The sequence below is a fragment of the Streptomyces puniciscabiei genome (genome assembly GCF_006715785.1).
Taxonomy (GTDB): Bacteria; Actinomycetota; Actinomycetes; order Streptomycetales; family Streptomycetaceae; genus Streptomyces; species Streptomyces puniciscabiei.
On sequence record NZ_VFNX01000001.1, the window covers coordinates 3,718,320 to 3,735,808 of the forward strand.

The following is a 17,489-nucleotide window of genomic DNA, read 5'->3' on the forward strand; positions in this document are numbered from 1 at the left end:
CCCGCATTGACGTCCCACTCGACACGGTGGAGAAGGTGCCCGGTGTCCGAATGCCGCCTCTCAGCTTGGGAAGCTGCGATCATTCGGCGCCGGTTGCGGCGCTGACCTGTACTGACGGCGTGATTCCGGCCTCTCCGAGCTGGGTTGCTTTCACCGTGATCCCCCGCTGTTCCCCGAATGGTTGCATCCCCGATCTGTCCGGGGGCGGCGGCCCGGAGACCCGTCCGGACATTCATGGTCGGCCGGCCCCCGGCGGGGATCGTCTCGAAGATGCTTGTGGTGCCGGCCAAGCCGGGACCGATTGAGAGGACTGCGGATTACGGAGGAATCGAGATCGCTCGGGACGCGGGCCATCTGTCAACGTCACTGATGTTCGGTCGAGCGCTGCTGACCACAGCGCCATGCCGGAACGGCGAATTGCCGGTGCTGCAAGGGGGAACGTGCAATGTCTGACACCACGTCCGCAGAGGTGTTTTCCGGCTGCGTGCTCGAGTGGCACAGCGAGGAGGGCTGGGGAGTCATCGCTTCCGATGCCCTCCCGGACGGGGTGTGGGCACATTATTCGGCCATCGAGGTCGAAGGCTATCGCGAGCTGACCGTTGGGCAGTCCGTCACTTTCTCGGCCGAGCAGGCCGAACAGGACGAGTACTCCTGGCGCGCCGTGTCCGTCTGGCCTGAAGGCGGGGCACGACGCTCGCCGCACGAAGGCGAGGGGCCCGGCTTTTCGTCCGGCCTGAACATCACCTTCGATTCCTGACACAGTATCGGTCATCGACCGAACCTCTCCTACCGGTACGCGCAGCAGCGGCATGGTCTCTCCTGCTGTGCGCTTTGGAGGGGAATCCCGTGTCCTCGACATTCACGAAAAAGTTCGCTGCCGTCGGATCTGCTGCGCTGGCCGCAGTGCCCGCTCTAGGCGCTGTTCCTGCTCACGCCGGGACGCAGCACGGCAAGTTCACCTTCAAGGTCTCGGACCCGTACTACAAGAAGACGGATGCCGACGGCACCTTCACCGGCCAGGTGAACATGGCCGGAACCGAACTATTTCTGGCACTCGTCAGTCCCGAACAACCGACGCAACAAGGACTACACGCTGTACGGAAACTGCACCTTCCGCGTCAACGTCGGAGGCCGGACCGGCACGGCCGACCTCGGCTTCAGCTTCAACTACTCGCTGTTCGACGGGATTACTCCGCCCCTGACCGCGCGTGACAGCGCCGGCGTCGAGAGCACGTCCTATGCCAGTGACCTCAAGATTGCCTCTGATTCCTAAGAGGCCCTGATCGCGGATTTCTCACGGCTCGTCAGTACAACTGACGAGCCGTGTCCGCTTGTCGGCCATCTGATGCGTCAACGGCAGTTCGCCCGGCACACTGCTGACACAGGAATTGGTGAACGCGGAGGGCACGCCGACCGCCCCAGCCACGACGTACCCCTTCTCTGGTCTCAGGCGGCGGCGTCGGCGAAGCCGGTGAGGTGTTCGGTGATGCCGCTCCAGGCCGTCAGGCACAGGGCGACGACCGCGGCGGTCGGGGGGTCGGGGGGTGGTGGATGTCGGCTGTGAGGGTGGTGGAGGGTTCGGCCGAGCGCAGCAGCAGCGCGGTGGCGGCGGTGAGCGCGAACAGGGCGACGGTCAGCACGCGGCGGGTCTGTCCGCTGGACGTCTCGGGCCAGTCGCCGGGGTGGAGCCACAGCCGTGCGGCTCCGGCGAGGGTGTCGGGCCAGCAGCGGATGCCGGCTGCGGACACCTCGTGGTGGATGTCCTCGCCCCATCGCTCGCGTACGGCGGGTGGGTAGAGCCGGGTCAGGAGCGTGGCCGCGTTCATGCCGGGGTGATGCCGAGCGCGCGCAGGCCGGCGGCGGAGATGCGGGCCAACTGTTCGAGCTCGGCGCGCAGTTGGTCGCGGCCCGGGTCGGTGATGCGCATGGTGCGGTGGCGTTCCTGGGTCTCGGGCGCCTCGTCCGCGGGCTGGATCAGCCCGCGTCCCTCCAGGCGGGACAGCGCGCCGTAGAGGCTACCGGGGCCGAGTCTGCGGCCGGTGAGTTCTTCGATCGCGGTGTTGATGGCGTATCCGTGCCGCGGGCCGTCCGCGAGGACGGTGAGCACGAGCATCTGGGCGTCGTTGCCGTGCATGAGCCTCCTTCCTCCGGTCTGCATACTACGAACCGCGATACTACTTGTCACGTAGTACGAGACGCGTACTATGGCGGTCCATGGAACACGTGAAGGAGAACGGCCGGGCTTCCTCGGCCGTGGTCTTGGCGAGCCTCGGCGCGGCCGGTGTGTTCGAGGCGTTGACGGTGCTGGAGACCCAGGACAAGTCGGTCAGGGCCGCCAGCCCGTGGCAGGACGACCCGTACGACGTGATGGTGTCCCTGGCTCAGTTCGCGGTGCCGGTGCTCGCCCTGGTGATCGCGTCACGGCTGCTCGCGTGGCGGGCGCCGGGCGGCGCGGACCGGGTGCGGCAGACGGTGCGTGCGGCGGGGGCGATGGTCACGCTGGCCGGGCTCACGGTCGTATGCGAGTGGGTCGCGGTCGTCGCCAGGACGCCTGCCTCGTCCTCGGGGACATGGGCATCGGTGCTGATCGGCGGGCTGGTCGTCACCTCCGTACTCACCGTGGCGGTTGCGGTGTTGCTCGTGAGAGGCCACCGAGGGCACGGCCCGGCCGGCCCATGGCGGCATGACTGGCTCGGCGACGCCGTCTTCCTCTGCCGACGGATTCCCGTACTGCGGCGCAGGGTCGGCCCGGACGCGGCGCTCTGGGTGCGCCGTCGTGCGATGACGGTGTTCGTCACGTTGAGCACGCTGGCCGCGGCGGCCCTCACCAGTGCGCAGGCCATCGGCGAGGGCTGGACGGATCCGTTGCTCACCGGCTGGTTCCTGGTCGTCGCAGCGACCTCCAACCTCGCGTTCTGCGTGATCAGCAATGCGGTCGCCGGGTTCATCGCCCGGCCGGCGCGCACCCGGCCGCGCCGTATCACCGAGGCATCGGCCGTCGCCGGGTGCGTCGCGATCAGCGTGTCGACGGCGTTCCGTGACGCACTGTGGCCCGTGTTCGGGACGGGCACGCTGACGTCCGTACCGGCCCTGGCCGCCCTCACGCTCGGCGCCGGTCTGGTCACGTCCCTGGTCACAGCCGCTCTCCTGCTCGCTTGGTCCCCGTACGACTTCTCCGGCTCGCGCCGCCGCTTCGGCGGTGCCGCCACCCACCTTCGACGACCGGACAAGCACCGGGGAAAGGCGTGACGATGCAACCGTCCACACCGCACGACCGAGCAACACCTGCGATCTGCGCCGCGAGCTGGCCAAACGGTACGGCCGCAGGCAGGCCGTCAGCGGGCTCGGCCTCACCGTGCAAGCCGGCCAGATCTGCGCCCCTGCTCGGCCCGAACGGGGCGGGCAAGACCTCCACGATGCGGATGCTGGTCGGCCTGTCGTCCCCTGACACCGGCAGCGCGCGCCTCCTGGGCGAGCCGGTCGGCCTGGGCGCGGACGTGCTGCGTCGCGTCGGCGTGCTCATCGACGGCCCGGCGTTCGTGCCGCACCTCACCGGCCGGGCCAACCTGCGGCTCCTGTGGTCGGCGACTGGGCGGGCATGGCCGCCCCCCGCTCTGGACGACGCCCTGGATCTCGCCGGGCTCGGCGAGGCGCTCGACCGCAAGGTCAAGGGCTATTCGATGGGGATGAAGCAGCGGCTGATGCTGGCCCAGGCCCTGATGCGGAAGCCCGACGTGCTGATCCTGGACGAGCCGGCCAACGGACTGGACCCCGGCGAGGTCCGGGCCCTGCGCGAGTACCTGGGAGAGCTGGCCCGACGAGGGGCCGCCGTGCTCGTCTCCAGCCACCAGCTCGCCGAGGTGCAGCAACTGGCCACCCACGTCGTCGTGATGAACCACGGCCGACTGATCGCCGCAGGACCGATGGACGAACTGCTCGGCGCCGCCGGCACCCACCGCCTCCAGGCCGACGACACCGAGCAGGCTGCCGCCGTACTGCGCCGACTGCCCGGCGTCGCGACGGTCACGACGCGTGGGGACGAGATCGTCGTCCCCCCCCCGGCGTGCACTCCCGCGACCTGGTACGCGCGCTGGTCACGGAGGGCATCGGCGTCACGTCTGCGCAGCAGGAGAGCAAGTCCCTGGAAGAAGCGTAGACAGGGATGACCGTGGGCACCCTGAAGCCGCTCTCGGTCGCCAGGCGCGCCAGTTGCCTGCCGATCCCCGCGTTGCGGACGACCCGTTCGGCCACATGGCGGGTGTAGGCACGCGTCAGGTCGCTGTCCGGATGGTCGACCGCCAGGGTTTCCCAGTCGGGCTCGCCCATGACGAGCCGCCCGCCCGGCCGCAGGACCCGGCGGATCTCACCGAGCGCGGCCAGGGGATCGGCGACATGCTGCAGGACCCGGTCGGTGCGGGCGCGGTCCGCGGTGTGGTCGGGCATCGGCAGGTCGCGGATGTCCGCGTGCCGGACGTCCACCATGGCCTCACCAGCGGTGCGGGCCCGCGCGGCGTCCACCATGTTCCGGTCGTGGTCGACGCCTACGACCGCGCCGGCTGGGCCGACTGCCTGGGCGAGCGCCTCAAGGTCGGTACCGGGGCCGCAGCCGAGGGCGAGCACCCGGTGTCCGGCACGCAGGTCGAGTGCGTCGAGCATCCGCCGCTTGTAGGAGCGGCCGAGATCGCTCGTGGCGAGCCGGTCGAGATAGCTGACGGGGTCGGCCTGTCCGTCTCGAATTCGGTCGGACGGTCTCCGCAGTGGTGGCGAGTCGACCGGCTCGGCACAAGGGCAGGCGAACAAGTCACACCCCGGAGCCGAGCATGTCGGAGAGAGGCATTCATCCGCAGGCCGGTGCGTTGCCTTCGGAGCCGGTCCCGCGGACTGGGACGAGGAGGGTGAACGTGGCCGGAGCCCTTCTGGTGAGGGAGAGCCGGCCGCCGATGGAGTGGGCCAGTTCGGAAGCGAGGGCGAGGCCGATGCCCGTCCCGTGGCCGCCGCCGGTGTGTCCGCGGTCGAACAGCTGCGCCGGCTCGCCCTCCGCGGCTCCCTCGTCGCTCACGTCGAAGGCGAGGGCGTCGTTCAGGTCCCGCACCACCAGTCGCACGGTTCCGCGTCCGTGCACCCGTGCATTGTCCAGCAGGACGCCGAGCACCTCCGACACGGGGCCGCTGGGGACCAGGACATCGGCGGGTGCGTCATGTGTGCCGCACTCCAGGCGTCTGCCGTCGGCGGCGAACAGGCCGTGCCAGTGCTCCTGCGTCTCCTGAAGGAGGTGTGCCACCGCGATGTCCCCGGCGGCCGGGCGGGGCCGGTCCGGGGAGCGGGACAGGCGCAGCACTTCCTCCACGGTGTGGTGGAGTCGATGGGCGGTGGCCAGTGCCTCGGTCAGCACGGGGCGCAGACGGGCGTCGTCGTCCTGGGCGAGACCCGATTCCAGGGCGAGTTGCAGGCCGGTGAGCGGAGTGCGCAACTGGTGCGAGGCGTTGGCGGCGAAATCCCGTTCCCGGCGAAGGAGTTCGGACAGGCTGTGCAGCATGGTGTTGTGCGTGCGGGCCACCTGGTCGATCTCGGCGATGTTGCTGGGGGCCGCCCGCGCATTCAGGTCCCCTTCGGCGACGGCCCGACAGTGGCGGGAGAGGTCCTCCAACGGGGCGGCCAGCGCCCGAGCCTGCCGACGGGCGACCAGCACCGCGATGGTCAGCGCGACTACGGTCACGCTCAGTAGCACGGCCCACGCGGCCAGGACCCGGTCGCGTACGGCGTCAGCGGGGGAGGACGCGCGGACCACGCCGATCACCTGCTCGGCGTGGGAGACCGGTACAGCGGCGACCAGGTCGCCGCCCGACCGCCCCCGGACCACCTCTCCGCCAAAGGCACGGTGGACCGGCGCGTCCGCCGTCCGGGGGCCGCTGCCCGCACGTTTGGCCTGCTGCGGGTCGTACAGGCCCAGATGTCCCCCTGCCGGCGCCCTGGGCAGTTCCACCGGATCACCGGTCGCATAGTCCGGGCTCACCCGTACGGCCGCGGCGAGGGCCGCGCGTTCCAGGGTGTCCCGCTGCCCGGCGTACAGGGAGGACCTGATGGCCAGGGCCAGGGGGACGGCGAGCAGGACCACGGCGACCAACGCGGCGGTGAGGGCGACTCGCACCACGCGCTGTCTCATGCCCTCATCATGCGGCGGCTCGGCCGGGCGCGCGGGGCGAGGCGCACGCTTTTGCCGTCGTCTAACCCTCGGCGAGCGGGGCGTTAACCGGCCGCTTCCTAGCGTGGGTGCCATGACCGTCCGGTCCGGGGGATTCCTTGGAGGGCAGTGGTGATGGCAGCACACGCACGGACGTCCGCGGCAGTCGGGCTGGTGCTCGTGGCGGCGGTGACCGCGGGCTGTTCCGGTTCCGGCTCGCACTCCGGTTCCGGTTCGACGACGTCATCACCGCCGGCTTCCTCGGCACGCGCCGGAAACGGGCAGAACAACCCGGCACCCGCTCCCACCGAGTCCAATCCGCCCGGCGACATCCCCGACAACCAGGTGTACGTCGCCTACCGGCCGACAGGCGGGTCCTTCACCGGTTTCACGGTGAAGGTGCCTGAGGGCTGGGCCCGTACCGAGCAGGGAGGCAGCACGGTGTTCACCGACAAGCTGAACACCGTGAGGATCACGGCCGTCTCGGCGTCCGCCGCGCCCACGGTCGACTCGGTCACCAAGACGGTTGTCCCCAAGCTGCGCTCCCAGGTGCCGAAGTTCGCCGCGCCGAAGGTGTCGGAGGTGTCCCGGCACGCCGGCCGTGTCGTCAGGCTGACCTATCAGGGCGACTCGGCGAAGGACCCGGTCACGGGCAAGGTGGTGCGCGACGGCTTCGAGCGGTATGCCTTCTACAAGTCGGGCCACGAGGTGGATCTGACCCTGTCGGGCCCGGTCAACGCCGACAACGTCGACCCGTGGCGGATCATCAGCGACTCCTTCGCCTGGCGGTGAGCACGATGGCGGCCGAGCCGGTGCTGGCTGCTCGTGAGCTGTACCGCTTCTACCGGGCCGGCGAGGAGGAGACGCTCGCGCTGCGCGGGGTGTCGCTGCGGGTCGGGCGGGGCGAGACGGTGGCGGTCGTGGGACCGTCGGGATCCGGCAAGTCGACCCTGCTGGCGTGCCTGGCCGGGCTCGACGAGCCCTCGGGCGGCGAGGTCCGCGTGGACGGGGTACGGATCAGCCACCGGCCCGAGACCGAGCGGGCCCGGCTGCGTGCCCGGCACATCGGCGTGCTGCTGCAGACCCGCAATCTCCTGCCACATTTGAGCGTGCGGGACAACGTCCGCCTGCCGCAGCGCGCCGCGGCCCGCAAACCCGTCACCTCGGCCAGGGAGCTGCTCGCCCAGGTGGGCCTCGGCGAACGGACGCATGCGCTGCCCCGGCAGCTGTCCGGTGGCGAGCTGGCCCGGGCCGGGCTGGCCGTGGCGCTGGCCAACGCGCCCGCTGTCCTGCTGGCCGACGAGCCGACCGGCGAACTCGACAGGGAGACCGAGCGGGTGGTCCTCACCATGCTGCGAGAGCGGGCCGCACAGGGGTGTGCGGTGCTGATCGTGACGCACAGCGCGGAAGTCGTCCGGAGCGCGGACCGGGTGATCACGCTGGAGGACGGCAGGGCCACCGACGCCTCGGCCCCGACTGTCCGTCCCGCGTCGCAGGGGGTGCCCGATGCCACGGGATGAAGTGCTCGTGACCTGTGCTGACGCGGCTCTCACCTTCGGCCGGGGCACCCAGGCGGTCGTGGCCGTACACGGCGCCAACCTCGAGATCGGGTCCGGCGATCGGCTCGCCGTCGTCGGCCCCTCCGGGTCGGGGAAGAGTTCACTGCTGCACCTGCTGGCCGGGCTCGAACAGCCCACCAGCGGCACGGTGCGGCGGGCCACCTTTCTGGGGCCGTACGACATCGGCCTGGTCTTCCAGGGCGACAGCCTGATCCCGGCCCTGAACGTGGTCGAGAACACCGCTCTCCCGCTGGTCCTCGCCGACCGCCCGGAAAGCGAGGCCCGGCAGGCCGCCCTCGCGGCGCTCACGCTGGTCGACGCGGCCGACCTGGCGGACCGGCTGCCCGAGGAGATCTCCGGTGGTCAGGCCCAGCGGGTGGCCGTCGCCCGGGTGCTGGCCCAGTCCCCGCGCCTGATCCTCGCCGACGAGCCCACCGGCCGCCTGGATCACGCCACCGGCGGCCGTGTCCTCGACGCCCTCCTCACCGCCGCCGACCACACCGGCGCGGCCCTCGTCGTCACCACTCACGATCCCGCCGTCGCCGCCCGGCTCACCACCCGGCGCGCCATGCGCGACGGCCGGCTGCTCGCACCCGAGGAGGTGCCATGATCGGCTCGTGGACGGTCGGCCTGGCCCGCCACCGCACCGGGCGTCTGCTGGCCGCCCTGGCCGGCATCGCCCTCGCGGTCGCCCTCGTCGCCGCGCTGGGCTCCTTCCTCACGGCGTCGAAGGCGACCATGACCCAGCGTGCCGTGCGCTCGGTCGCCGTCGACTGGCAGGTCCAGGTACAGCCTGGTGCCGACCCCGGCGCGGTGATGTCCCTGGTCCGCAAGGCGCCGGGAACCCGCGCCGCCCTGCCCGTCGGTTTCGCCCACACCACCGGCTTCACCGCGCGCGTCCAGGGCAGCACCCAGACCACCGGTCCCGGCATGGCCCTTGGCCTGCCCGACGGCTACCGCGCCCTCTTCCCCGACGCGATCCGCACTCTGTCCGGCTCCCCGAGCGGCGTCCTGCTGGCCCAGCAGACCGCCTCCAACCTGCACGCCGCCCCCGGCGACACCATCGGCGTCCAGTTCCCCGGCATCGGACTACGGCAGGTGAAGGTCGACGGCGTGATCGACCTGCCCCAGGCCGACTCCCTCTTCCAGACCGTCGGCGCACCCAGCCAGTCCCAGCCCACCGCACCCCCGGACAACGTCGTCCTGCTGCCCGCCGCCAGGTTCGCCGCACTGACCCGGGGAGCCTCTGCGGTCACCACCCAGATCCACGTCGCCCGCGACGACACCCGCCTGCCCTCCGACCCAGCCGCCGCCTTCACCGCGGTCACCCGCGCCGCCCACAACCTGGAGGCCCGCTCGGCGGGCGCCGCACTGGTCGGGAACAACGTCGGCGCCGCCCTCGACTCCGCCCGCCAGGACGCCCTGTACGCCCAGATCCTCTTCCTCTTCCTCGGCGTCCCCGGCGCGGCCCTGGCCGCCGCCCTGACCGCCGCGGTCGCCTCCGCCGGCGGCGAGCGGCGCCGCCAGGAGCAGGGCCTGCTACGGCTGCGCGGCCTGCGCCCCCGCCAGATCACCGCCCTCGCCGGGTTGGAAGCGGCGCTGATCGGTCTCGCCGGCGGTCTGGCCGGACTGGGCGTCGCCGCACTGACCGGCCGCCTCGCCTTCGGTGCCGCCTCCTTCGGAGCGGGCGCGGGCACCTGGGCCGCCTGGTACGGCACTGCATTCGTCCTCGGCGTCGCCGTCGCCGCGGGAGCCGTCCTCGTCCCGGCCCTGCGTGACCTTCACACGGTGACCGTCGCGGAAACCCGCAAGGAGTCCGGCTCCCGCGGCACCCGGAACCCTTGGTGGATGCGGTACGGCCTGGACTTCGCCCTCCTGATCGGCTCCTGGCTGGTCTTCCGCGCCTCATCCGGCAACCAGTACGCGTTGGTCCTCGCCCCGGAAGGCGTGCCCAGCATCTCCGTGTCGTACTGGGCCTTCCTCGGGCCTGCCCTGCTGTGGATCGGCGCCGCGCTGCTGCTGTGGCGACTCACCCTCCTCGCCCTCACCCACGGCCGTCCCGTCGTGGCCCGGCTGGCCCGCCCGCTGACCGCCACCCTCGCCGGCACCACCGCCGCCACCCTCTCCCGGCGCCGCCGCCCTCTGGCCCGCTCGGTCGTGCTGCTCGCCCTCGCTGTGTCCTTCGCGCTCTCCACCGCCGTCTTCAACGCCACATACCGCCAGCAGGCCGAGGTCGACGCCCGCCTGACCAACGGCGCCGACGTCACCGTCACCGAACCACCCGGTGCCCGTGTCCCACCCGGCGCCGGATCCGCCCTGAAGATCTCCGGCGTACGGCACGTCGAGCCCCTCCAGCACCGCTTCGCCTACGTCGGCTCCGATCTCCAGGACCTCTACGGCGTCCGCCCGGACACCATCGCCCGCGCCACCTCCCTCCAGGACGCCTACTTCGCCGGCGGCACGGCCCGGCAACTCATGCGGCGCCTCGCCGAACGCCCCGACAACCTGCTGGTCAGCGTCGAGACCGTCAACGACTTCCAGCTCTCCCCCGGCGACACCGTCAACCTGCGCATCCAGGACGCCCGCACCAAGGCGCTGCGCACGGTCCCCTTCCACTACGCGGGCATCGCCAAGGAGTTCCCCACGGCACCGAAGGACAGCTTCTTCGTCGCCAACGCCTCCTACATCGCCAAGGCGACCGGCAGCGACGCGGTCGGCGCCTTCCTCCTCGACACCGGCGGCACCCACCAGAAGCAGATCGCCACGCGCCTGCGGTCGCGGCTCGGCACCAGCGCCACCGTCAGCGACCTCACCCAGACCCGCGGCACCGTCGGCACCAGCCTGACCTCCGTCGACCTGGCCGGACTCACCCGCATCGAGCTCGCCTTCGCGGTCCTGCTGGCCGCCGGAGCCGGGGGACTGGTCCTCGCCCTGGGGCTCGCCGAACGCCGCCGGACCTTCGCCATCGCCACCGTCCTCGGCGCACGCACGCGCCAGCTGCGCGGCATGGTCCTCACCGAGGCCCTCCTGCTGGCCGCAGGCGGCCTGGCCGGGGGTGCCGTCATCGGGTGGGCGCTGTCGGAGATGCTGGTCAAGGTACTCACCGGCGTGTTCGACCCGCCGCCCGCCGCCCTGGCGGTGCCCGGCGTCTACCTGACCCTGACCGGACTGGCCGCCTTGATCGCCGTACTGGCCGCAGCCCTGAACGGCATCCGCGGTGCCCGGCGCCCCGCGGTGGAGGAACTCCGCGACCTGTGAGCCCTCCTGCAGGGCAGCGACCTGTCTACTCTGTTGCCATGGGCACGCCTGCCGCACCGGACCGCAGCCGCCTGCACATCCTGGTCGTCGAGGACGACGACACCATCGGACGCCACCTGGAAACCGGCCTGCGCGTCAACGGCTACGCCCCCACCTGGAGCCGCACCGGCGCCTCGGCCCTGGCGGAGACGGACCGCACCGCCTACGACGCCGTTCTCCTGGACCTCGGCCTGCCCGACCTCGACGGACTGGACCTCGCCCGCACCCTGCGCGCCCGCCTCCCCGAGGTGCTGATCGTGATCCTCACCGCCCGTACCGACGACATCGACGTCATCGCCGGCCTGGACGCAGGTGCCGACGACTACCTGGTCAAACCCTTCAGCCTCACCGTCCTGCTGGCCCGCCTCCGCGCTCACCTGCGCCGCCAGACCCTCACGTCGCAGCCGCGGCCCCCACTACGGCTCGGCGACCTGGTCATCGACACCACGGCACGCCGCTGCACCCTCCACGACACGGAGATCTCCATGCGGCCGAAGGAGTTCGACCTCCTCGCCCTGCTCGCCGAGAACCCCGGCACCGCCGTCTCGCGAGAAACGCTGATGGCACAGGTGTGGGACGAGAACTGGTTCGGCCCCACCAAGACCCTGGACGTCACCATGGCCGGCCTGCGCCGACGTCTCACCCAGGCCGCCGAGGAGTCCGGCCGCCCTTGCCGGTTGCCTCACATCGCCACGCTCCGGGGGCATGGCTACCGCCTCGAGCCCTGCGGCTGGAGCGATGGGGCCGGGACGAAGAGTTGACCGGCCCGCGCCTGTTCGCGCAGTAGGGTCGGCACTCATTCGGCCGACGCCGTCCGGTCAGCGACCGCCCACGAGAGTCCGCGGACACGCCCGGGCTGCCGCAGGCGGCCCCGGCGGCATCGCGGTGTCCGCGGTTCGCCGGCGTGTGCCGAGGCGGCGCGGTTCTCCGCGCCGCCTCGGCACACCGAGCCCGTCGGCCGGGTGGGCCGGGCGGGCGCCGTGCGGTCTGTCAGCCCAGGTCCGTCAGGAGGGCGTTCAGTTCCTTCTCCTGCTGCGCGGGCGACATCGGCGGGTTCGAGTGATCGATGCCGAACGTCTTGAGCATCTTGTCCATCTGGGCGTCGATGGAGTCCCAGCCGGTGTTGTCCAGCGGCTGCAGCGAGGCCTGGTCGGCGTCCCACAGGTCACGCAGCGACTGGGCGGCCGCGTGCGCTCCCTTCGCGTTCCCCGAGCGTGCGTCCTTGAGCGAGGTGGAGGCGAGGTTCTTCAGCGCGGCGACCTTGGCGGGCGGGAACTTCTTCACCGCCTGGCCGGGAGCCATCTGGACGGCGGAGGTGTTGTCCTCCTCCGCCGCCGGGCCGACGTGCGGCTGGCCGTGGGCCCAGACCAGCAGGGCCGCGGTGGCGACGGCGAGCAGTCCGAAGCCGGCCAGCGCGGTGCGCTCCTTGCGCGGGTTGCTGGTGGCCGGTGCGGCGTGGGTCGCCTCGTGGGTCTCGGTCACGTCCGAGCGCGTCACCGTCAGGTAGACCACCGTCGCCAGGATCAGGCCGAGGAAGATCAGGCTGGTGGTGAAGGTGCCCAGGTCGAGACCGGTCGGCTCGCCCGGCTGAGCGACCTTCGGGGAGGCGAGCCAGTCGCCGATGTTCGCGCCCAGCGGGCGGGTCAGGATGTAGGCGAGCCAGAAGGACAGCACCGGGTTCGCGCCGAACTTCCACAGCAGCGTGATCGCCGCGATGAGGCCGAGCGGCAGCAACACGGAGACGCCCGGGCTCCAGCCGGTCAGCTCCAGAGTCCAGTCGCCGGTGGCGGTGCCGAGCGCGAAGGTGACGAGAACGGCGAGCCAGTAGAACGACTCACGCGGCAGCGTCGTGACCGAGTGGATCGACAGCGTGCGCTCCCGCGCCCACCACACACCGAAGACCACCGCGAGCAGCACCGAGAAGACCGCGGAACTGATCCACAGCGGCACGTTCAGCTGGTCGGTCAGGATGTCGGTGTACAGGGTGCCCGTGACGCTGACAACGACGACGGTCAGCCAGTAGGGGAACGGAACGTACCGCTTCAGCCGCAGCTGGACGGCCAGGACCACCACGAACACCGCGGTGAAGATCCAGGCCGTGTTCACCAGGCCGACGCCCAGCTTCATGTTGATCCAGTCGGCGAAGCTCTCACCGACGGTCGTGCACAGGACCTTGATCACCCAGAACCAGATGGTGACCTCGGGGACCTTGTTGAGCATGAGGCGCCCGCTGCGCGGGCGTGCTTCCGTTGTCGTTGTCATGCGGGGAGGTTTACGCGGGGAATCTGCACGTAACCTGACTACGCGCTTGCACGGGCGGCGGGGAGCGTCACCTCGACGTGACCGCGGCCGTCCGCGATCGCGCGGACCTCCGCACCGGCCGAGGCGGCGATGCGCCGGGCCACCGGCAGCCCCAGCCCGTACCCGTCGCCGCCGGTCACACCCGCTTCGAAGACCCGGTCGACGTCCGCGGGATCGAATCCGGGGCCGTCGTCCAGGACATCGACCAGGACGGCCTCACCCTGGGTGCGCGCGGTGATCCACACACGCGACCGCGCGTGCCGCAGGCCGTTCTCCAGCAGGGGCGACAGCAGCGACACGGCGACGTCGGCCGCCACGGCGACCTCGACCTTCGAGGGAATGGCGACCTCGACCGCGCGGCCGGCGATCGCCTGCCGCGCGGCGGAGCGCAGATCGCACCGGGTCCCCTTGTCCGTCCGTGCGCGCGCCGCACGCAGAATCGTCGTGATCGCCGCATCGAGGCGGTCGACCTCGCCCAGCACCGCCTCCGGCGGCACCGGCCCGCCGGACAGCTGCGCCAGCTGCGCCTCGGCCCGCAGGACCGTGAGCGGTGTCCGCAGCTCGTGGGCGATCTCATCGGTGAGCCGGCGCTCGTCCGCCAGCGCGTTGTCGACGCGCTCCAGGAGATGGTCCAGGGTCCGCCCCAGTTCCCCGAACTCGTCGCGGGGGACCCCGAGGTTGAAGCGGCGCCCGGGTTCGTGATGGCCCCATTCGTCGGCGAGGGCGGCCATCTCGTGCACGACCCGCAGTGCGCGGCGCACCACGAGGTGTGCGACACCGCCGGCGAGGAGGATCGTGAGGCCGCCCAGTATCAGGGACAAGGTCAGGCTGCGCTGTTCGGATGTCTCGTAGGGCGTGAGGTCCACCCGGACGATCACCATGACGTGGTGGCCGTCGATCGGGACCTGCCGCGCGTACAGGAGGTAGTCGCCGACCGACGCGGTCTGCGATCGCCCCGAGTCCGCCAGCTCCTCGACGCGATCGACCAGGCTCGGCGGCACGTTCCCGTCGAGCAGGCGGCCGTCGGCGTACACCCAGGCGACCTCGTCCAGCGCCTCGCTGCTGTTCTCCGTCAGTTCGACACGGCCGCCTTTGGCGGTGACGTTCGCCGCGACCGCCTCGGCGCGCGTACGTGCCAGATCGTGCGCGTCGGCGTCCGTCACCCGGCTCAGCAGCACGTGCGAGACCACGACCAGGACCGCGACCACGGCGGTGGCGATCAGCACGGTGAGTGCGACGACCCGCTTACGGAATCCCGTCACTGCCATCGGTAGCCCACGCCGCGGACGGTCGCCAGACGCTCGGCCACACCCAGCGGACCGAGCTTGGCCCGCAGCCGGCGCACATAGGAGTCGAGGGTGTTGTCGCTGACCTGCGCCCCGTGCGGCCAGCCGGCAGCGATGAGGGCGTGGCGGCGTACCGCGTCGCCCTGGGAGGCGATCAGGCGGCCCAGCAGCCGGAACTCGGTCGGGGTCAGGCTCATGCTCACCGAATCGTAGGTCACCACGTGCTTCGCCGGATCGAGGACGACCTCGCGCGGTGCGGGCGCCACGGTGGCCCGGCGCAGCAGCGCGCGGACGCGGACCAGCAGTTCCGGGATGTCGAAGGGTTTGGTCATGTAGTCGTCGGCGCCGGCCTCGAAGCCGCCCACCTTGTGGTGCAGGCCGTCCAGGGCGGTGAGCATCAACACCGGCGCGTCGACGCCGCGAGCCCGCAGGGCCAGGCAGACGTCACGGCCGTCGGCGTCCGGGAGCCCGAGATCCAGGACGACCAGGTGGGGCGCCGGTGCGAGCTGCCGCAGCAGGCTGTCGGCCGTGGCGGCGACGGAGACGGTGTGGCCGTCGTGCTCCAGGGCGCGCTTGAGGACGCCGCGAACCGCCGCGTCGTCTTCGCACACCATGATGAAAGCCACGTGCTGACCCTAGATACTCCCGTCCCAGTTCTCCATCTTCCCTGGTCAGCCGCTTGACGGTCGGGCGCGAGGGGTCGAGCCCGCAGACCGGGTGAGCGGGCCGATCCTGGAGGAATTCCCGCAGGCGAGCGTGGCGCTGTCCAACGGAATGCCCACCTGCCGGGTCGAAAAGGGCAGGCTGCACATCGGTGTCTGGCGGCACGGCGTCTCGATCCACGGGTGGGGAACGGACCCGGTTCTCGGCGTCGGGCCGGGGACCGCCATGTTCTAGGCAACAGAACGCAACACCGGGGAAGGCCCGACCCGTACGACTCGGTTGGCGGCTGTCTTCTGGAGCAGGCCGTAGGCGAGGACCGGGAGCAGCAGGTGTGGTTTGTCCGGGAGCACGGCGGTGATCAGTACGGCGCTGGCGCTGCTGTTGTTCATGCCGCAGGCGAGGGTGAGCGAGGAAGCGGCGGGCGGGTCCAGCCGCAGCAGCCGCGCCGCGCAGCGGCCGAGCAGGAACGACAGCTGGCAGACCAGCGCCGCCACGACCAGCGCGGCGCCCAGCAGCAGCGGGCGTGGCCGAGCGACGAAGGAGCCGAGGGCGCCGCTGGCGTTGACGTACGTCAGGACCAGCGAGCCGGCCAGGGCCGCGGGCACGACCGCGCCCAGCGCCCGGCCGAGCAACGACGCGGGCAGGGCAAGCCGGACCAGGATGCCCGCCGCGCAGGGCAGCACCACACCGACAAAGGTGAAGCCACCGCCCGCAGTGTCGACACTCGCGGCGAGCGAGCCGGCGTAGCCGCCACTGAGCAGTGGAGACAGCAACTCGATCACCAGCGGTGTGGTGAGTGGGCTGATGAGGGTGGAGGCGAGGACCAGGCCGACCATGGTCGGCTGGTCGCCGTCGCCCTTGCCGGTCCACACCGTGGCGCCGGCCGCCACGGGCATCGCCACGATCAGGATCATCGCGGTGACCAGGCCGCTGCCGCCGTCGGAGTCGGGCGAGGCGTGCAAGAGGACCGCGACGAGCGGGATGACCAGCAACGGGATCGCCAGGTGCAGCGCAAGCCCGGCGAGCAGTGCACTCGGGCGCCGCAGGACTCGGACCAGCTCACGGACGGGGACTTGGAGTCCGGATGAGAACAGCACCAGCCACAGCAGGCATGGTGCGGTGGACACCGGCAGTCGGACCAGCGGTCCGAGCGGCAGTGCGTGGGAGTGGCGCAGCCACAGGCCGGGGCCCGGCACGAGCAGGGCTGCGGCGTAGGACAGAACGACGGCCCGGCCCAGACGGCGCCGCAGCCAGGCGCTCGCGCGGTCAGTGGGCGCCGGGCCGGCGGTGGGAGCGGGTGCGTGCATGGCGGTCTTCTTCCGTCGCGGGGGCAGGGGCGGGACGGAGGACCGCTATGCGGAGACCATACGCGTGCGTGTGCATGGAGCCATGGTGCGCGCACGGGACGGGCGGGGTCGGTGATCCACGGCGGCAGTCAGGATGTGTTCAGGCACCTGGTGCCACGGCCCCTTCCCGTCATCGGCTGCGCTGGAACAAGGTGCCCGAGGTCACCGTCTGCTTCTGGGTGATCAAGGTGCTGTGCACCACGGGAGGCGAGACCGCCGCCGACCTCCTGAACGAGAAGGCCGACCTCGGGCTGACCGGAGTCCCGCTGCTGATGAGCGCGCTGCTCACCGTCGTCCTGGTGGTGCAGTTCCGCACAAAGGGCTGCCGCCCGGGCGTGTACTGGCCCGCCGTCGCCCTGATCAGCGTCGTCGGAACCCTGGTCAGCGACCATCTCACCGACACCATGGGCGCGGCGCTGGAGACCACCACCACGGTCTTCGCGATCGCCCTGGTGATCGTCTTCGCCCTCTGGTGCCGCGCCGAGCGCACCCTGTCGATCCACCACGTCGGCACCACCCGCCGCGAGGCCTTCTCCTGCGCCGACACTCAGTAGCCGAGGTTCATCGCCTGGGCGACCAGGTCGCCGGCGGAGTCGGACCAACGCTCCGGCGGCAGGGAAGTCACGCGCAATGCAGGTCGAGCGCCCCGGATCACTACCCGGACTGCGAAGCGGGTTCGATGGTGAACGTGCCGTGGCTGCCGGTCAGGCGCATGATGCGCGCGAGGATGGGATCGACTCCTTGCCGGGTACTGCTCGACAATCGTGATGCCGATCTTGGTGCGGAAGCGGTACGTCGGTGACGTGCAGCCGGCCAGCGGATCGCGGTCGTCGAGGGGAGCGGTCTCCACAGAATG

The 17,489-nt window shown here is 71.4% G+C and carries 17 protein-coding genes and 2 pseudogenes; 10 read left to right on the top strand and 9 right to left on the bottom strand.

Translation table 11 applies throughout. From position 1 onward, the window contains the following. The first annotated feature begins 445 nt into the window (after positions 1-445). The gene (locus FB563_RS17175; RefSeq protein ID WP_055710325.1) at positions 446-757 is read left to right on the top strand and encodes a cold-shock protein; all 312 of its coding nucleotides are present in this window, start codon (positions 446-448) and stop codon (positions 755-757) included. Between the two features lie 745 nt (positions 758-1,502). On the opposite strand, the gene FB563_RS17180 is transcribed toward FB563_RS17175, so the two are convergent. Continuing rightward, positions 1,503-1,826: a hypothetical protein gene (locus tag FB563_RS17180; protein ID WP_142218765.1), complete on the bottom strand. Its 324-nt coding sequence runs from the start codon at positions 1,824-1,826 to the stop codon at positions 1,503-1,505. Further along, positions 1,823-2,134, bottom strand: coding sequence for a helix-turn-helix transcriptional regulator (locus FB563_RS17185; RefSeq protein WP_142218766.1), 312 nt, complete (start codon positions 2,132-2,134; stop codon positions 1,823-1,825). Before FB563_RS17185 ends, FB563_RS17180 begins: the two co-directional genes overlap by 4 nt. Positions 2,135-2,214: 80 nt before the next feature. Here FB563_RS17185 and FB563_RS17190 point away from each other — a divergent pair, with 80 nt between their 5' ends. Beyond that, a complete protein-coding gene (locus FB563_RS17190; protein ID WP_055705952.1) occupies positions 2,215-3,249 on the top strand; it encodes a hypothetical protein in 1,035 nt (344 codons plus the stop codon). Between the two features lie 2 nt (positions 3,250-3,251). Then, positions 3,252-3,845, top strand: a pseudogene (locus FB563_RS44925) (ABC transporter ATP-binding protein); the annotation flags it as partial. Between the two features lie 178 nt (positions 3,846-4,023). Here FB563_RS44925 and FB563_RS17200 read toward each other — a convergent pair. Together FB563_RS17200 and FB563_RS17205 are read right to left on the bottom strand one after the other, a co-directional pair. After that, entirely contained in the window at positions 4,024-4,800 is a 777-nt protein-coding gene (locus FB563_RS17200) for a methyltransferase domain-containing protein (RefSeq protein ID WP_234357725.1), read from the bottom strand. A 37-nt stretch (positions 4,801-4,837) separates the two neighbouring features. Continuing rightward, the gene (locus FB563_RS17205; protein ID WP_055705955.1) at positions 4,838-6,163 is read right to left on the bottom strand and encodes a sensor histidine kinase; all 1,326 of its coding nucleotides are present in this window, start codon (positions 6,161-6,163) and stop codon (positions 4,838-4,840) included. A 153-nt stretch (positions 6,164-6,316) separates the two neighbouring features. On the opposite strand from FB563_RS17205, the gene FB563_RS17210 reads away from it, so the two are divergent. From FB563_RS17210 to FB563_RS17230, 5 genes are read left to right on the top strand one after another with little or no spacing between them, the layout of a single operon-like run. Then, positions 6,317-6,973 (top strand): hypothetical protein, encoded by a 657-nt coding sequence (locus FB563_RS17210; protein WP_055705967.1) that lies wholly within the window; start codon positions 6,317-6,319, stop codon positions 6,971-6,973. A gap of 5 nt (positions 6,974-6,978) precedes the next feature. Next, a complete protein-coding gene (locus FB563_RS17215; RefSeq protein ID WP_055705956.1) occupies positions 6,979-7,701 on the top strand; it encodes an ABC transporter ATP-binding protein in 723 nt (240 codons plus the stop codon). Next, positions 7,688-8,350 (top strand): ABC transporter ATP-binding protein, encoded by a 663-nt coding sequence (locus tag FB563_RS17220; RefSeq protein ID WP_055705957.1) that lies wholly within the window; start codon positions 7,688-7,690, stop codon positions 8,348-8,350. Before FB563_RS17215 ends, FB563_RS17220 begins: the two co-directional genes overlap by 14 nt. Then, entirely contained in the window at positions 8,347-10,998 is a 2,652-nt protein-coding gene (locus FB563_RS17225) for an FtsX-like permease family protein (RefSeq protein ID WP_055705958.1), read from the top strand. The genes FB563_RS17220 and FB563_RS17225 overlap by 4 nt, the downstream gene beginning before the upstream one ends. Before the next feature lie 38 nt (positions 10,999-11,036). Continuing rightward, the gene (locus FB563_RS17230) at positions 11,037-11,798 is read left to right on the top strand and encodes a response regulator transcription factor (protein WP_055705959.1); all 762 of its coding nucleotides are present in this window, start codon (positions 11,037-11,039) and stop codon (positions 11,796-11,798) included. 229 nt (positions 11,799-12,027) lie between these two features. Here the strand turns inward: FB563_RS17230 and FB563_RS17235 are convergent, their stop codons facing one another. From FB563_RS17235 to FB563_RS17245, 3 genes are read right to left on the bottom strand one after another with little or no spacing between them, the layout of a single operon-like run. Then, entirely contained in the window at positions 12,028-13,299 is a 1,272-nt protein-coding gene (locus FB563_RS17235; RefSeq protein WP_055705960.1) for a COG4705 family protein, read from the bottom strand. Between the two features lie 38 nt (positions 13,300-13,337). Beyond that, complete coding sequence (locus FB563_RS17240) at positions 13,338-14,606, bottom strand: sensor histidine kinase (RefSeq protein ID WP_055705961.1); 1,269 nt, start codon at positions 14,604-14,606, stop codon at positions 13,338-13,340. Next, entirely contained in the window at positions 14,597-15,250 is a 654-nt protein-coding gene (locus FB563_RS17245) for a response regulator transcription factor (protein ID WP_055705962.1), read from the bottom strand. The genes FB563_RS17240 and FB563_RS17245 overlap by 10 nt, the downstream gene beginning before the upstream one ends. A gap of 91 nt (positions 15,251-15,341) precedes the next feature. Between FB563_RS17245 and FB563_RS17250 the strand changes: the two genes are divergently transcribed. Next, on the top strand, positions 15,342-15,521 hold the full coding sequence (locus FB563_RS17250; RefSeq protein ID WP_199832797.1) for a hypothetical protein: 180 nt from the start codon (positions 15,342-15,344) through the stop codon (positions 15,519-15,521). On the opposite strand, the gene FB563_RS17255 is transcribed toward FB563_RS17250, so the two are convergent. Beyond that, a complete protein-coding gene (locus FB563_RS17255; RefSeq protein WP_055705963.1) occupies positions 15,518-16,594 on the bottom strand; it encodes a bile acid:sodium symporter family protein in 1,077 nt (358 codons plus the stop codon). The genes FB563_RS17250 and FB563_RS17255 overlap by 4 nt on opposite strands. A gap of 176 nt (positions 16,595-16,770) precedes the next feature. Here FB563_RS17255 and FB563_RS17260 point away from each other — a divergent pair. After that, positions 16,771-17,166: pseudogene (locus tag FB563_RS17260) on the top strand (COG4705 family protein); the annotation flags it as partial. Positions 17,167-17,180: 14 nt separating this feature from the next. Here the strand turns inward: FB563_RS17260 and FB563_RS17265 are convergent. Then, complete coding sequence (locus FB563_RS17265; protein ID WP_142218767.1) at positions 17,181-17,483, bottom strand: hypothetical protein; 303 nt, start codon at positions 17,481-17,483, stop codon at positions 17,181-17,183. Positions 17,484-17,489: the final 6 nt, after the last annotated feature.

Bases quoted from the DNA above. Each gene is read 5' to 3' on its own strand.
- FB563_RS17230 (WP_055705959.1), top strand. From the start codon at position 11,037: ATGGGCACGCCTGCCGCACCGGACCGCAGCCGCCTGCACATCCTGGTC.
- FB563_RS17255 (WP_055705963.1), bottom strand. From the start codon at position 16,594: ATGCACGCACCCGCTCCCACCGCCGGCCCGGCGCCCACTGACCGCGCG.
- FB563_RS17175 (WP_055710325.1), top strand. From the start codon at position 446: ATGTCTGACACCACGTCCGCAGAGGTGTTTTCCGGCTGCGTGCTCGAG.
- FB563_RS17205 (WP_055705955.1), bottom strand. From the start codon at position 6,163: ATGAGACAGCGCGTGGTGCGAGTCGCCCTCACCGCCGCGTTGGTCGCC.
- FB563_RS17190 (WP_055705952.1), top strand. From the start codon at position 2,215: ATGGAACACGTGAAGGAGAACGGCCGGGCTTCCTCGGCCGTGGTCTTG.
- FB563_RS17210 (WP_055705967.1), top strand. From the start codon at position 6,317: ATGGCAGCACACGCACGGACGTCCGCGGCAGTCGGGCTGGTGCTCGTG.
- FB563_RS17185 (WP_142218766.1), bottom strand. From the start codon at position 2,134: ATGCACGGCAACGACGCCCAGATGCTCGTGCTCACCGTCCTCGCGGAC.
- FB563_RS17235 (WP_055705960.1), bottom strand. From the start codon at position 13,299: ATGACAACGACAACGGAAGCACGCCCGCGCAGCGGGCGCCTCATGCTC.
- FB563_RS17220 (WP_055705957.1), top strand. From the start codon at position 7,688: ATGCCACGGGATGAAGTGCTCGTGACCTGTGCTGACGCGGCTCTCACC.
- FB563_RS17240 (WP_055705961.1), bottom strand. From the start codon at position 14,606: ATGGCAGTGACGGGATTCCGTAAGCGGGTCGTCGCACTCACCGTGCTG.
- FB563_RS17215 (WP_055705956.1), top strand. From the start codon at position 6,979: ATGGCGGCCGAGCCGGTGCTGGCTGCTCGTGAGCTGTACCGCTTCTAC.
- FB563_RS17180 (WP_142218765.1), bottom strand. From the start codon at position 1,826: ATGAACGCGGCCACGCTCCTGACCCGGCTCTACCCACCCGCCGTACGC.
- FB563_RS17225 (WP_055705958.1), top strand. From the start codon at position 8,347: ATGATCGGCTCGTGGACGGTCGGCCTGGCCCGCCACCGCACCGGGCGT.